General features: G+C 69.0%; 13 protein-coding genes and 1 pseudogene. 3 read left to right on the top strand and 11 right to left on the bottom strand.

Annotated elements, in window-relative coordinates:
• Position 1 precedes the first annotated feature (1 nt).
• The 3 genes from ABD209_RS04430 (at position 2) to ABD209_RS04420 (ending at position 3398) form a co-directional block, all read left to right on the top strand.
• Positions 2-391 (top strand): PIN domain-containing protein, encoded by a 390-nt coding sequence (locus ABD209_RS04430; RefSeq protein WP_344062683.1) that lies wholly within the window; start codon positions 2-4, stop codon positions 389-391.
• A 107-nt stretch (positions 392-498) separates the two neighbouring features.
• Positions 499-2484, top strand: a complete 1986-nt coding sequence (thrS, locus tag ABD209_RS04425; RefSeq protein WP_344062680.1) for a threonine--tRNA ligase — start codon at positions 499-501, stop codon at positions 2482-2484.
• Positions 2481-3398, top strand: coding sequence for an SGNH hydrolase domain-containing protein (locus tag ABD209_RS04420; RefSeq protein ID WP_344062674.1), 918 nt, complete (start codon positions 2481-2483; stop codon positions 3396-3398). The genes thrS and ABD209_RS04420 overlap by 4 nt, the downstream gene beginning before the upstream one ends.
• A gap of 18 nt (positions 3399-3416) precedes the next feature.
• Here the strand turns inward: ABD209_RS04420 and ABD209_RS04415 are convergent, their stop codons facing one another.
• The 11 genes and pseudogenes from ABD209_RS04415 to ABD209_RS04365 all read right to left on the bottom strand — a co-directional run.
• A complete protein-coding gene (locus ABD209_RS04415) occupies positions 3417-4850 on the bottom strand; it encodes a protealysin inhibitor emfourin (RefSeq protein WP_344062672.1) in 1434 nt (477 codons plus the stop codon).
• A 52-nt stretch (positions 4851-4902) separates the two neighbouring features.
• The gene (locus tag ABD209_RS04410) at positions 4903-5442 is read right to left on the bottom strand and encodes a hypothetical protein (RefSeq protein ID WP_344062669.1); all 540 of its coding nucleotides are present in this window, start codon (positions 5440-5442) and stop codon (positions 4903-4905) included.
• A 23-nt stretch (positions 5443-5465) separates the two neighbouring features.
• Positions 5466-6008 (bottom strand): DUF1697 domain-containing protein, encoded by a 543-nt coding sequence (locus ABD209_RS04405; protein ID WP_344062666.1) that lies wholly within the window; start codon positions 6006-6008, stop codon positions 5466-5468.
• A gap of 49 nt (positions 6009-6057) precedes the next feature.
• A pseudogene (locus tag ABD209_RS04400) lies at positions 6058-7383 on the bottom strand (endo alpha-1,4 polygalactosaminidase).
• A gap of 612 nt (positions 7384-7995) precedes the next feature.
• Positions 7996-8124, bottom strand: a complete 129-nt coding sequence (locus ABD209_RS04395) for a hypothetical protein (protein WP_344062663.1) — start codon at positions 8122-8124, stop codon at positions 7996-7998.
• Positions 8121-8609: a hypothetical protein gene (locus ABD209_RS04390; RefSeq protein ID WP_344062660.1), complete on the bottom strand. Its 489-nt coding sequence runs from the start codon at positions 8607-8609 to the stop codon at positions 8121-8123. The genes ABD209_RS04395 and ABD209_RS04390 overlap by 4 nt, the downstream gene beginning before the upstream one ends.
• 107 nt (positions 8610-8716) lie before the next feature.
• Positions 8717-9250, bottom strand: coding sequence for a DciA family protein (locus ABD209_RS04385; RefSeq protein ID WP_344062658.1), 534 nt, complete (start codon positions 9248-9250; stop codon positions 8717-8719).
• The gene (gene recF / locus ABD209_RS04380) at positions 9250-10446 is read right to left on the bottom strand and encodes a DNA replication/repair protein RecF (protein WP_344062653.1); all 1197 of its coding nucleotides are present in this window, start codon (positions 10444-10446) and stop codon (positions 9250-9252) included. The genes ABD209_RS04385 and recF overlap by 1 nt, the downstream gene beginning before the upstream one ends.
• A gap of 30 nt (positions 10447-10476) precedes the next feature.
• Complete coding sequence (gene gnd, locus ABD209_RS04375) at positions 10477-11514, bottom strand: phosphogluconate dehydrogenase (NAD(+)-dependent, decarboxylating) (RefSeq protein WP_344062650.1); 1038 nt, start codon at positions 11512-11514, stop codon at positions 10477-10479.
• A gap of 87 nt (positions 11515-11601) precedes the next feature.
• Positions 11602-12738 (bottom strand): DNA polymerase III subunit beta, encoded by a 1137-nt coding sequence (dnaN, locus tag ABD209_RS04370; protein ID WP_344062647.1) that lies wholly within the window; start codon positions 12736-12738, stop codon positions 11602-11604.
• Between the two features lie 686 nt (positions 12739-13424).
• Positions 13425-13722 (bottom strand): transposase (locus ABD209_RS04365; protein WP_344062644.1); only part of this gene is annotated, 298 nt, incomplete at its 5' end.

Raw genomic sequence — 13722 nt, 5'->3', positions numbered from 1 at the left:
GGTGCTGCTCTTTCTCGACACGACGGTGCTCATCGACCATCTGCGTGGGCGGCCAGCCGCAGAACGCGTCACCGGACTTGCCGAACGTGGCGTGCGCGCCGCAACGACGGCCATCAACATCGAGGAGATCGTCCGTGGTTTGCGGCCACCCGAGGAGGTGGCCGCACAGCACCTCGCCTCCGGCCTGATCGTCATGCCCATTACCGCGGAAGCGGCGTGGATCGCTGGCACGTGGCGCCGCACCTACGCGGCGCTGGGCAAGACCCTCTGGCAAGCCGATTGCCTGATCGCCGCCGCGGCTCATCTCGCCGGCGCACCCCTGGCCACGGGTAACCCCAAAGACTTCCCCATGCCCGGCGTCGACATCCAGCACTGGCCCGTCGGGGAGTGATGAACACCGGCCGAAATGATCCACCAGGCCAGATGCCGCGTCTCGATGTGCCGGAGCCAACCTTAAGATTGAGCGTTATCGCCAACCCATCGAAAGGGGTGCCGGTCATGTCGGACGCGGCAAACCGTCGCTTGCTCCTGCCCGCCGACACGTCCGTCGTCGACACGCTGACCGAGCAAAACATCCTGCTCAACGGCCCCACCGGCGTCATCGCGGTCAAGACCGATGACGGCGTCGAGCGCGACCTGACCTGGATCCCCGAGACCGACACCGAGGCCGAGCTGATCCAGCGCAATTCGGCGGCCGGCCTGGCGATCATCCGTCACTCGACGACCCACATCATGGCGCAGGCGGTGCAGAACCTCTTCCCCAGCGCGCGCCTAGGCATCGGCCCGCCGACTGCCGAAGGCTTCTATTACGACTTCCTCACCGATCACAACTTCACCCCGGACGACCTGGCGGTCCTGGAGGAGGAGATGCGCCGCATCGTCGGCGAGGGTCAGCTCTTCCGCCGTCGCGTGTTGGCCAGCGTCGGCGCCGCCGAGGCGGAGGCCACCGAGGAGCCGCTGAAACAGGAACTCATCGCGACCCACCCCGTGGCCTGGCGCTTCGAGGGCGACCCCTATGGCGATGACGCGCTCTCCTACTACGACAACCTCTCGTATGCCGGCGAGCGCCAATGGACCGACCTGTGCCGCGGTCCGCACGTGCTCGACACCAAATACCTGGGCGTCTTCACCTTGACCCACGCGGCGGCGGCCTACTGGCGAGGCGATGAGAAGCGCCCTCAGCTGCAACGGATTTACGGGACCTGCTTCCTCGACCGCAAGGCGCTCAAGACCTATCTGACCGAACGCGAGGAGCGCCTCAAGCGCGACCACCGCAAGCTCGGCGAGCAGCTCGACCTGTTCACGTTCGATGAGCACATCGGCAAGGGACTGCCGCTGTGGCTGCCCAATGGCACCATCGTCCGCGACGAGTTGGAGAAGTGGGCGCGCGAGACCGAGCGGTCACTCGGCTACAAGCGGGTCGTGACCCCACAGTTGGCCAAGGAGGACCTCTACTTCCTCTCCGGCCACCTGCCCTACTACGCCGACGATATGTACGCCCCGATCTCGATCGAGGACGAGACCTACTATCTGCGGCCGATGAACTGCCCGCATCACCACATGGTCTACCGGGCGCGACCGAAGTCCTATCGCGACCTGCCCTACAAGGTCGGCGAATACGGCACCGTCTATCGCTTCGAGAAGTCCGGGCAACTCCAGGGCCTGATGCGGACCCGCGGGTTCACCCAGAACGACGCGCACATCTATTGCACCGACGAGCAGGCCGAGGAGCAGTTCCTCGAGGTCATGCGGATGCACGAGATGTACTACCAGGCCCTCGGCATCACCGACTTCCACATGGTGCTCGCCGTCCGGGATCCGGAGAACACCGACAAATACCACGACGACGAAGAGATGTGGCAGCGTGCTGAGGCGATCACGCGGGGCGCGATGGAGAAGTCCGGCATCCCGTTCGTCCTCGATGTGGGCGGCGCGGCGCACTACGGCCCCAAGATCGACTTCATCATCAAGTCGGTCACCGGGCGGGAGTTCGCCGCGTCGACCAACCAGGTCGACCTCTACACCCCGCGCCAGTTCGGCTTGTCCTACAAGGCCTCCGACGGCACCGAGAAGACCCCGATCGTCATCCACCGGGCGCCGCTCGGCTCGCACGAGCGGTTCGTCTCGTTCTTGACCGAGCAGTATGCCGGCGCCTTCCCCTTCTGGCTGGCCCCCGAGCAGATCGTCGTCGTTCCGGTCACCGACACCTTCGACGAGGGCGCGCAGGCGGTCGCCGACGAGCTGTATGCCGCCGGATTGCGCGCCGAGGCCGACGTCTCTGACGCCCGCATGCAGGCCAAGATCCGGACCCACTCGATGCGCAAGGTCCCGGTGACCATCGTTGTCGGTGGCCGCGAGATCGAGGAGCGCACGGCGTCGGTCCGGTTGCGCACCGGCGGGTCGTGGACGGCTTCGCTGGATGCGGTCAAGGAGTTCTTCCTCGCTGCGCAACGCGATCGCCGCCTGGTCCTGGACATGCCGTGACGGCCGCCTGGCGGGGCGTTCACCGGCTGGTTGCCCTCCTTGCGACGGTGGCCGCTCTCGGAGCATGCACCACCAGCCCCGTGGTCTCGGGCGGCAGTCAGAGCCCGACCGTGACGGTCGCCGCGCCGTCGGTGCCCACCCGCTCGGGCGAGTATCGCCCCAGCGGTGGAGCGGCCTTGGCCGACGAGCCCGACTACTACCGCGATGGGTGCCGCTTCACCGCGGACGTCGACACGCCACCCCCTGCCGGCCGGTGCGTCTACGGCGACCCACATGGCCAACCGGTGGCGATCGTCGGGGACTCCAAGATCGGCCAATGGATGCCGGCCCTCCAGCGGATCGCCGAGGTCGAGCACTGGCGGGTGCTGTTCTATTCGCGCAGTTCCTGCCCATTCGCGACCGAGGCGGATCAGACGAACTGTTCGCGCTTCGTCGAGCGGGTCTTCACCCAGTTGCGGGATGAGGAGAAGCCGAAGCTCATCTTTTCCTCGCACATCTCGCGCACCGACCAGGTGATCCGCTCCGAGAGCGCGCTGCTGACCCAGCTGCATACGGCTATCGGCACGCGGGCGGTACTGCTCGCCGACACCCCGCAACCGGGCAAGAGTTCGATATTCGACTGCCTGCGAGCGGCGACGGACTATGTCGCCGATTGTTCGTTCCGCAAAAACGACGGGTCGGGCACGCCGGCGCTGCGCGCCATCGCCCAGCAGGTGCCGGACGCCGTCTTCGTGACGATGAATGACGTCGTCTGCCCGACGACGGCGACCTGCCCGCCGGTGCTCGACCACATCCTGCTCTATCGCGCAGGGTCACACCTGACCAAGACCTTCATCAACGCGCTCGCCCCTACCCTGCACCGGCGACTGATCGAGGCGGGCGTGGCGAAGGGACCCGTGATCACCGCCTCCTGACCACGGGACCCGGACCGCTCACGACTCGTCGGTCAGTGTGCGATCGAAGAGTTGTCGCAGATCCTCGGGCAGGTGCTGCTCGGGAATGCTCACGTCCACGCGGGGCAGATCGCAGGCCACGCCGTAGCAGAAGCGGTCGGGCTGGGAGCGCTCAGGAGTAGCGGCTGCTCGGGTCTCAAGCACCTGCAAGGTGTCGCTGCTCAGCACCCGGTTCCAGGCCTTCGCATCGCGTTTGGGCAGATTGTCCAGGGCGACCTCCCGGCGCACCGTGCGCCCGGCAAAGCCGCCGCTGCGGGTCACCGCGACCACACTCTCGCCGGTCGGGGCGGGCGGATCACCGGGCTCCGGCGAGCCCGGCCCCGAGGGGGCCGCCTCGAGCACGCCCACCTCGCTCCACGCCGCCGTGACTGCGGCCAGTTCGGGCGAGTCCGCGCCATACAGGCCGGTCGCCGCGTCCTGGGTGAGCCGGGCGAAGGTGGCGAAATCGCAGTCTGCGGCGATCGCGGTGCCGGTCAGCGCGGCATACCAGATGTGCCCCGGCGCCTCCCAGGAGTTGCCACCCAGCGCCGTCGCGGCCAGGTAGAACGCCTTGTTGGGAATGCCCGAGTTGATGTGCACCCCGCCGTGGTCGTCGTCGGTGTCGACATAGTCGCGCATGTGCGCGGGCTGGGGGTCCTTGCCCAGCACCGGATTGTCGTATGCCGTGCCCGGCGCCTTCATCGATCGCAGCGCCTGACCGGCGAGCTCGCCGATCAGCAGCTCGGCACCGATCAGCCAGTCGGCGCCGGCGGCGTCCTGGCCCAACTCGCGCTGCTTGACCAGCGAGCCGAAGACATCGGACATCGACTCGTTCAGCGCGCCCGGCTGCCCCTGATACATCAGGCCGGCCGTGTGCTCGGTGACGCCATGGGCCAACTCGTGCCCGATGACGTCGAGGCTGGCCGTGAACCGGCCGAAGATCTTGCCGTCCCCGTCGCCGAAGACCATCTGGGTGCCGTCCCAAAAGGCGTTGTCGTAGCCGCGCCCGTAATGCACGCTCGCGCGCAGCGGCAGGCCCTTACCGTCCAGGGAGTTGCGTTCGAAGGCCTGGGCGTAGAGCGTCCATGTCGCACCCAGCCCGTCATACGCCTCGTCGCAGGCGTCGTCACCGGTCGCCAGGTCGCCCTCGCCCCGCACCGTGGTGCCGGGAAGCCGGTTGCTCGACTTGGCGTCGCTGATCAACCGCACCGGCCCACCCTCGATGGTCCCGGGTGTCAGGCGCTTCTTGCCCGGCGCGGCCGTCTCGCCGCGCCCGTGCGCCCGACGGGCGAGCAGACCTTGGTCGATGTCGATCAAGGCCTCGCGCGCGGCGGCGGCGACGACGATATCGCCGGACTGGGCCAGCCGCTCGAGAATGTGCGGCGGGATGATGGTGCAGCGCCCCCTGGGGCTCCCCTGCCTGGTGCTGTTCATGCGCCCCAGTCTTGCCGAGAGCACCGACAACGGCTCGGCGAAGCCCCACGAGTCAGTAGAGATAGATCAGCCGGTCGTTGCTCCCCATGCACACGATCGGCGGCCGGCCGAGGCAGCGGATCGCCAGCTTCTCGCCGCTCAACGGGTCGGTGACCTGCAAAGTCAGCGACGCGCCGATGCTCGGCGACTGCGCCCGCCACGCGTCGCGCACGGCCAGCGCCAGCGGGCAGCCGGTGATCGCATTGGCCGCCGCGGCACGGGGCGTGCCGGCCCCGCCTGGGCACGGCGTCGCCCCGCTCGGCACGGCCTCGGTGGCGATGAACGTGGTGCGGGTGTCCGATGGAATGGCCACCGCCGCGCTCCCGCTGGGCCCGGGTGTCGATCTCATCCCGGGCACGCCAGCGGTCGCGACGCTGGCGCTGCCACCCGGCGGCGCGCTCGGCTGCCCCGCCTTGATCAGCAGGCCGGCCGCAGCCAGGAGCGCGGAGATGGTCACCGACAGCACCGCGCCGCGCCAGCCGGGCACGTGCCCGCGGTTGCCGTAGGCCGGGTCCTTAGCTGCCCGTTCTCCCAGGCCTGCTGCGCGGGGCACGGGGTCAGTCGTCCCGTCGCCACTCATCCATGACCCCATTTCGCCGCCAATTGCCCGATGACCCGGGCATTGCGGTTGGTCGCTTCGGCCCCGGTCACCGCCTCGATCGTGGCGTTCGAGGTCTTGGCCTGGTGATAAGGCACGTCATAAAGCAGATGCACCGCGCGGCCGCGCACGACCACCAGTTCGCCGGGACGCCGCAGATCCTCGAGCCGATCGACCAGGGTGGGGTCCGGGGCCGACCGCAACACCGAGACATAGTGCCCGAACTCCGGCCGGTGCAGCCCGCTCAACTGCGCCGTGGCGTCCGCCAACTCGGCCACGTCCGCGGGCCGGAGCACGAAGGTGGCCACCCGGAATCCCCGGTCGGCCGCGAAGACGGCTTCGAGCGCCGACTCCAGTTTCGGCCCCGACCGCGCCGGAGCGCTGAGGCAGATATTGCCGGTCTGGATATGGGTCTCGACATCCGCATACCCGGCGGTGGTGAGGGCCGCCCGCACCTGCGCCATCGGATACGTCCGCGCACCGACGTTCACCGCCCGCAGCAGCGCCACCCACCTACTCACGCGCGCATTCTTGCGCACCCGAGTCCTCCCGAGGCCGTCGCCGAGCTCATCAGCGGCCGAGGATCACCGCATCCAGGCTGCGATTCTTCAACAGCGTCGAGAAGGCCGCCGGCCGATTTCCGCAGATCGCGGCGATGGTCGCGCGGTACTCGATGTGCAGGATCGCCTTGCCGCCGGCCACCATCGGCGCGTAGGCCCCGCACTCGGCATACACCTCGCACGACTCGTTGACGGCGAAGTCCATCTCGCCGGCGAGCGCGGGCACCAGCTCCACGGCATTCTTCAGCCCCGTCGACAACCCCCGCTCGTGCGCCACGGCCAGCAGCGCCCGCAGGTAGGCGAGCGAGTCAGCACGCGTGAGCGGGAAGCCGGTCCGGTTGCCTTAGCCGTCGACATTGTCCGGATCGAGGGACTCGCAGCCCTTGGCCTTGCACATATCCATCCGCTTGCCCATGATCGGCAGCAACGTCGCGAGCGCGCGTGTGTCCAGCCATTTCTCGCCCTTCCAGCCGGAGAGATTGCGTCCCTTGACGGCCGCGGGGAGGGCCGCCTGATCCGAGCGCCAGTTCTCCCACGACCCCGCGCTGAAGTAGCAGATCGCATGCGTGCCCCGTGCCCGCAACCCCGCCACCTGCGCGGCCCTGGTGTCCTCCCAGTCGAGATCGAAGACCGCGACGTCCTTGGTCAGTCGATGGGCGCGGCATAGTTCACATTCCACGTCGTATGCTGGGCCGGCACCCAGATCGCCGGCCGCATCACGCTGCGGGCTCCGCCCGGATTGCCGTATGCCGTATCCCCCGTCAGCGTGCCGCGCACCGTCGCGCCGGGGTCGAGAGCGACCCCCCCGCTGGTGGAGCCGGCATACCGGCCGGTCAGACCGGGAGCCGTGGCGCCAGCGGGCGCGGTGACCGGCACAGACGCGCGGGCCGCGGAGCCATTGGTGACGGTCACGGTGCGGCCCCCGAGCCGGGCGGTCACGCCGGTTGTGGCCCGCCCGGTCCTGGAGCCGGGCCAGCGCGGCCCCGGCGTTCGTCAGGCGCGGGTTGACCAAGAGTGCGGACGCGGCGAAGGTGCGGCGGTAGGTCGCGAGGATCGAGTCGAGGACGGGGTAGAGGATCCGGTCCTCGGCCAGGTTGGCCTGGTGCGCGGAGTGCGGCATCGGGTCGTTGGCGACGATGTGGGAGAACGCGATTCGCTTCTCGATCGGCACGATGTAGGCGTCATACCCGCTCACCGGGTCGAGCGGGCTGATGCAGGTCTCGGTCGCCGGATGGTCGGCGCAGTAGCCGGACCCGCCGTCGTCGCGGGAGGTGTCGATCCAGTTGTACTCGGCAACCTCGTCGGCCTTGGTGCCGACGTTGTCGAAGCTGTTCATCGGGTGCCGGGGCACCGTGCGGGCGCTGCCGACGCGGCGCACCACGGTCTCGCGTGAGGCGTCCGCGCCGGGCCACTTCACACCGGTCGCGGTCCGGGCCGGCCCGAGATTGGGGATGATGAAGCGCAGGCTGCCCTTCGCGGCCGTGATCGCCGGCAGCAGCGGGTCCGGCGCGCCGGTCTGCGCGGACCAGTCGCCGGAGCCGAAGCCGTTGAAGGCCTGGTCGATCTTGAGGCCGGTGCGCCTTTGCCAGGCCACCAGATAGGCGACATCGGCAGGCTCATCCGGATCTTGGACGCCAGCGTCGGCGGATAGGTGTCCGGGTCGCAGTCCGCGCCGATCGTGCCCGGCGATGCTCCAGCGGGCATCGGGCAGGAAAAGATCGTCGCTGTGGATCGAGAACCCGTTGCGATAGATCCCGAGCGATACGCCACGGGTCAGCCAGCTGACGACGCCGTGGCCGAGCACCTTGAAGTGCGTCAGCCACTGGTTGTTGGCGAAGCCGAGCACGAGGGATTCACGACCGTCGTCGTCGAACTCGCCCATGAGCACGCCGGTGCCGCCGGTGCCGGGGATCGGCGCGGTCAGATAGGGCGTCAACGACTGCCCGGGTTACGGCATCTGCGGCGGGGCCGCCGGCGCGAGATAGCCATAGGACTCATCGACCTTCGGGTCGCCGTCATCGAGAGTGACCGGGCCGGCGAGATAACCCCAGCCGGCCGCCTTCGCCGCCGGGGTCACGCTCGTCGCCATTCCGCCCACGACCCCCGACCACTGCGGCCAGTCGAAGCCGAGTGCCGGATTGGGCCAGGTATTGGAGACGATCTGCCCACGTGATATCCGCGTTCGTAGGCCGCGAGCGCCGCTTGCTCGTCGGCGCTCAGCCCCGCGGGCGCCTCATTGGGCAGCACCACTGCGGAGTACTTCCCGAAGGTGCCGCCGGCATCCGTGCCGGCCAGGAAGTCGGCCGTCAGGACCGGGCGCGCGGCGTCACCGAGGTCGATGCGCTCGTAGGGCACCCCCTCCTCGTCCAAGCGCGAGCGCACTGCGGCCACACCGGAGTCGCCGTCGTCGACGACGAGCACCCGCAGATCGAGGCGTGCCGGTATGCCGTTCGCCACCGCTGCGGCCGCGGCCGGAGGTGCCGCGTCGGCCGTGGCCGCCGGGACCGTCAGCGCGGCACTCGTGGCCACGGCGAGCACGGTGTGGATGGCGCGGCGGGGCATGGGGCACTCCTTCGGGTCGCCGGTTGGGCGCGAACCTAGGCGCGCCCGGCAGCGGGGCGCACGCCAGCGGCATACGGACTGTGCATCCGTGCAATCCGGGTGCGCATTCAGCCGTAGGTGTCGCGCGGCCCGCGGCCGCCGGTGACGCTACGCCGGCCGTGGGACCAACTCGGCGCGCTGGGGCCGATGATGTGTAGTTCGGCGACGATGCCCGGCCCGATCTCCTTCTCGATCCGGGCGAGCAGGGTGTTGGTCAGCATCCGCAGCTGCGTGGCCCAGGCGGTGGACTCGGCACGGATGGTGAGCACGCCCTCGGTGAAGGTCACCGGGGCGGCATGGGCGGCCAGCTCGCGGCCGACGATCTGCTCCCACCGCCCGATGACGCCGCCCACCTCGACCTCGTGCTCCCAGCCCCGGTCGGTGATCAGGCGTTCGACGACCTCGCCGAGCAGGGCCGGATCGCGGCCGTCGCGTGGGTCCCGGCCGGCGCCGGTCACCGCCGTGCGCTTGGCCGGGGTGCCCGGCCGAAGTCCGCGGGCCCGCGCCATCGCGCGGGCGCGGGCGAGGGCCTCGGCAGCAGCGACCGACGCATCCGGGACGAACTCCTCCGGATCGGGCAGCACGTCTTCGTCGGGGTCCATCACTCCTCCCGGGGCCCGATGGAGCCGCGGGTCACGGCCAGGGTCCGGCCGCTTAGGCCCGCAGGGATATCGGCCTCGACCGCGGCGGTGATCAGCACCTGCTCGCAGTCGGCAATCAGCGCGGCCAGCCGGTCGCGGCGCCCCGAGTCGAGCTCCGCGAAGACATCGTCGAGCACCAGGACCGGATCGGTCCCCAGGTCGTGCCGCAAGAGTGCGTAGGCCGCGAGCTTGAGCCCTAGGGCAAAGGACCAGGACTCGCCGTGGCTGGCATACCCCTTCGCGGGGAGCTCACCAAGGGTCAAGAGCAGATCGTCGCGATGCGGCCCGACGAGCGAGACACCGCGGTCGATCTCGTTCTCCTGCACCGCGATCAGCGTCTCGGCGAAGCCGGCCATCAACTCCTCGACACTGGGCACCTCACCGGCCGCGATGGCCGCGGCCCATGGCTCGGCGAGCGACGACCGATAGCTGAGGAGCGCCTGACCGTCCTCTCCGCTGACCGTCGCATACGCCGTGGTGAGGTGGGTGCCGAGATCGCGGACGAGACGCAGGCGGGCATACAGCAATTGCGCGCCGAAGCCGGCGAGGCTCGCATTCCACACGTGCAAGGTATGCAGCGCGCTCTCGCGTTCGCTTGCCGCGCTCACGCCCTCGACCGGTCGCGCCCGGCGGCCGCGGCGAAGCACGGGGGCAGCGGATTTCAGCAGGGCATTGCGTTGCTTGAGGATGCGGTCGTAATCCGCGCGCACACCGGCCCAGCGCGGTTGCCGCTGGACGAGGAGGTCGTCGAGAAATCGCCGGCGCGCGGCGGGGTCGCCCTTGACGAGGGCGAGGTCCTCGGGAGCGAAGAGCACCGAACGCAAGGTCCCGAGGACCTCGCGGGGGCGCCCGACCGGCGAACGACCCAGGCGGGCACGATTGGCCTTGCCCGGGTTGATCTCCAACTCCAGGAGGGTCTCGCGGGCGTCGCGCACGATGGCACCGCGCACGATGGCCTGGCTCGCGCCGAAACGCACGAGCGGAGCGTCATTCGCGACCCGATGGCTCTCCAGGCTCGCGAGATAGCCGAGGGCTTCGGCGACATTGGTCTTGCCCTGCCCGTTGGGCCCGAGGAGCGTGGTCACTCCCGGGCCCAACGCAACCTCCGCGCTCGGATAGCTGCGGAAGTCGATCAGGCTGAGGTGCCGGACATGCACCGGTGCAGCGTATGCGCTGGATCCGTGCCCTTAGGCGTCGGTCTTCTTCTGGGCGGCCTTCTTGGCGGTCGCCGAGCGCTTCGTCGCGGTCTTGGCCGCCTTCTTGGCGGTCGAGACGGACGTCGCTTGCTTCGCGGCGGCGGGGCTTGCCGCCTTTTCCGCGCCACCGCGCAGCGCGTCGCCCTCGGCGATCGTCATGACCTTGTGGCCACCGAACTCGCCGCGCAGGGCGGATACGGCCTGCATGGTCGGGCTGATCGCCTGGCGCGAGGCGAAGCGGGCAAAGAGCGAGGAGGAGATGACGGGCATCGGCACATCGAGCGCGATGGCCTCCTCGACCGTCCACTTGCCCTCACCGGAGTCGACCGTGTAGTCGGAGACGCCCTCGAGGCCGGGATTCTTCTCCAGCGCATCGACCATCAGATCGAGCAGCCAGGACCGGACGACAGTGCCGCGCGACCAGGCCTTGAAGGCCCCGGGCACGTTCTCGACGATGTCCTTCTTCATCAGCAACTCGTAGCCCTCAGCATACGCCGCCATCAGGCCGTACTCGATGCCGTTGTGGACCATCTTGGTGTAGTGCCCGGCGCCGACTTTCCCGGCGTGCACGAAACCCTCGTCGCGCGGGCCCTCGGGGCGCAGCGCGTCGAAGATCGGCATCGCCCGGCGGACATTGGTGGCGGTGCCGCCGACCATCAGGCCATAGCCGTTCTCGAGGCCCCAGATGCCGCCGGAGACACCGCAGTCGAGGTAGCCGATGCCCTTGGCCTTCAACAACTTTTCGTTCTCGAAGTCGTCGGTGAATCGACTGTTGCCGCCGTCGATGACGAGGTCGCCCTTCTCGAGCAGGTCGCCGAGCTTGGCGACGGTCTGCCGAGTGATCTCGCCGGCCGCAACCATGGTCCAAACGACGCGCGGGGCCGGCAACTGCTTGACCAGTTCGGCGAGCGACTTGACATCGGAAATGTCCGGATTGATGTCGTAGCCGATGACCTCATGGCCGGCGCGGCGCAGCCGCTCGCGCATATTGCCACCCATCTTGCCCAGCCCGATCAAGCCCAGTTGCATGTGCACCTCTCCTGACGTCAATTGCTCGCGCGGGCTCGCGCGTGGGTCACACTCTAGTGACGCCGTGCCGGGCAGGTCGCGGCGTGCTTATGAGGTGAGGCGGACCGGCTGCAGGACGTAGCGGTAGCTGACGTCGGGTGACCCGTCCTCCTCCGACTGTCCGGAGATCATCGCCGGCTTCAGCGCTGCCGTGAAGGACAGGTGGGCATAGGGCGTAGGGAGTGCCCCCAACCCGTCGAGCAGGAAGGCGGGGTTGAAGGCGACATCGATATCCGCACCATCGAGGCGAGCCTCGACGGCCTCGGACGCCTGCGCGTCGTCGCCGGTGCCGGCCTCGATGTCGACCTGGCCCTGGCTGAAGCGCAGACGCACGGGCGTATTGCGCTCGGCCACGAGTGCGACGCGCTTGACGGCTTCGATCAGGTCGGCGGTCTTGACGACGGCCTCGATCTCGCTGCTGCTGGGGAAGATCTTGGCGACCTTGGGGTATTCGCCGTCGAGCAACCGGGAGGTGCTGTGTCGCTGGCCGGCCTCGAAGCCGACGAGCCCGTCGCCACCGGCGGCCGAGCCCAGCGCGATGGCCACCGAGCCGCCCGAGCCGAGCGAACGCGCCATCTCCGAGAGGGTCTTGGCCGGGATGAGCGCGATATGCGAGGCGTCGGACGAGCTGGGATTCCATGTGAACTCGCGCATGGCGAGCCGGTAGCGGTCGGTGGCCAAGAAGGTGACCTTCTCGCCCTCGATCTCGACGCGCACGCCGGTCAGGATCGGCAGGGTGTCGCCCCGGTCAGCGGCGATCGCGACCTGGCTTACCGCCTGGGTGAAGGTGGCTCCGTCGATGGTGCCGCTTGACTCGGGCTGGGTCGGCAGGGTCGGGTAGTCCGAGGCCGGCATCTGCAGCAGAGCGAAGCGGGAGGAGCCGCAGTTGACCAGCACCTTGGATCCGTCGGTGCTGACGTCGACCGGCTTGTCCGCGGGGAGATTGCGCGAGATGTCAGAGAGCAGTCGCCCGAGCACCAGCACCGTGCCGGGCTCGGAGACCTCCGCGCTGACCGTGATGCGCGCCGAGACCTCGTAGTCGAACGCCGACAGGGTCACCGTGCCGTCGGTGCCGGCGTCGATGAGCACCCCGGCGAGCACCGGGACGGCCGGTCGCACCGGCAGGCCACGGGCTACCCAGGTCACCGCTTCGGCAAGAACATCGCGCTCGACACGGAACTTCACTTCGCCAACCACCTTTGGATTGCGGCAAGAGCTGCCGTGGCGAGCGACCGCCCGCCATAGGAATGCTGACACTATCCGAGGCCCCCGCCTCCTGCGTAGTCACGGCGATCTCCACAACTGGTGCGCGGGGCCGAAAAAGCCACTGGATCAATTGTCGTCATCGTCATCGCGGGTGTGGATGCTGTGGATCTTCGCCGAACGCGCAGGTCAGCGGCGGTTGCGGACCGTGGATCACCGGTGGATCGACGATGGGGACGAGCAACGCGACGTGGGGATTCACACGGGCGTCCCCAGGCGGGCATACGGGCTGGGGAGGACACGCGCAGGACGGTCCCCACGTCATCATCAGGCGCGCCGAGCTTGTCCACACCGACGGCGGTGGCTAAGCGTCGCGTAATCCACAGACTTATCCCCATCGTGTGGACAGCGAATGGGGTCCTTGCAGGTCAGGACCTCGACACGCCGACGAGAGAGTCGATGTCGTTCCGGTAACGGCCAACCCACCGACTGTGGAAAGACCTGGGGAAGGACAGCGCTAGCCTCCGTCTTTCACGGGGCAGCGGTTTGATGACGTGAGGGGCGTGGAGGGGCTGTCGGCGTGTGGGGGCAGGCGTTGGTGCCGCGTGGCGCTGCGGTGCGGGTTTTCGAGGGTCCTTGGGTCGCGGTGGTCAGGGCCGAGTGTGTTGTCAGGTCAGGAGCGGGATGGCCATCACAGCGGTGAATGCGGCGACGGCGGCCTGGGTCCAGGGCCAGGTTTCCGGCAGGCGGAGGTGGCGGCGTCGTCCGCTGGTGGTGAGTCGGGCGGGGATGTGGAGGAAGCGGTAGCGCAGCGCTTTCGGTTCGCAGGTCTTCAACGTCTCGGGCAGCGCGAGCAGCCGCAGCCAGGCGGTCAGGTCGGCGCCGATCGCGACCGCGAGAAGCCAGGTGGTGTTGATGCCGTATTCGCGGTGGGGGTACCTCCCGCTTGCGGGGGAGGGGAAGCGG

Origin of the sequence: Nostocoides vanveenii (assembly GCF_039531165.1) — a bacterium.
Classification (GTDB): domain Bacteria; phylum Actinomycetota; class Actinomycetes; order Actinomycetales; family Dermatophilaceae; genus Nostocoides_A; species Nostocoides_A vanveenii.
The sequence above is the reverse complement of the archived record's forward strand: the minus strand, read 5'-3'. Positions and strand labels throughout refer to the sequence as shown.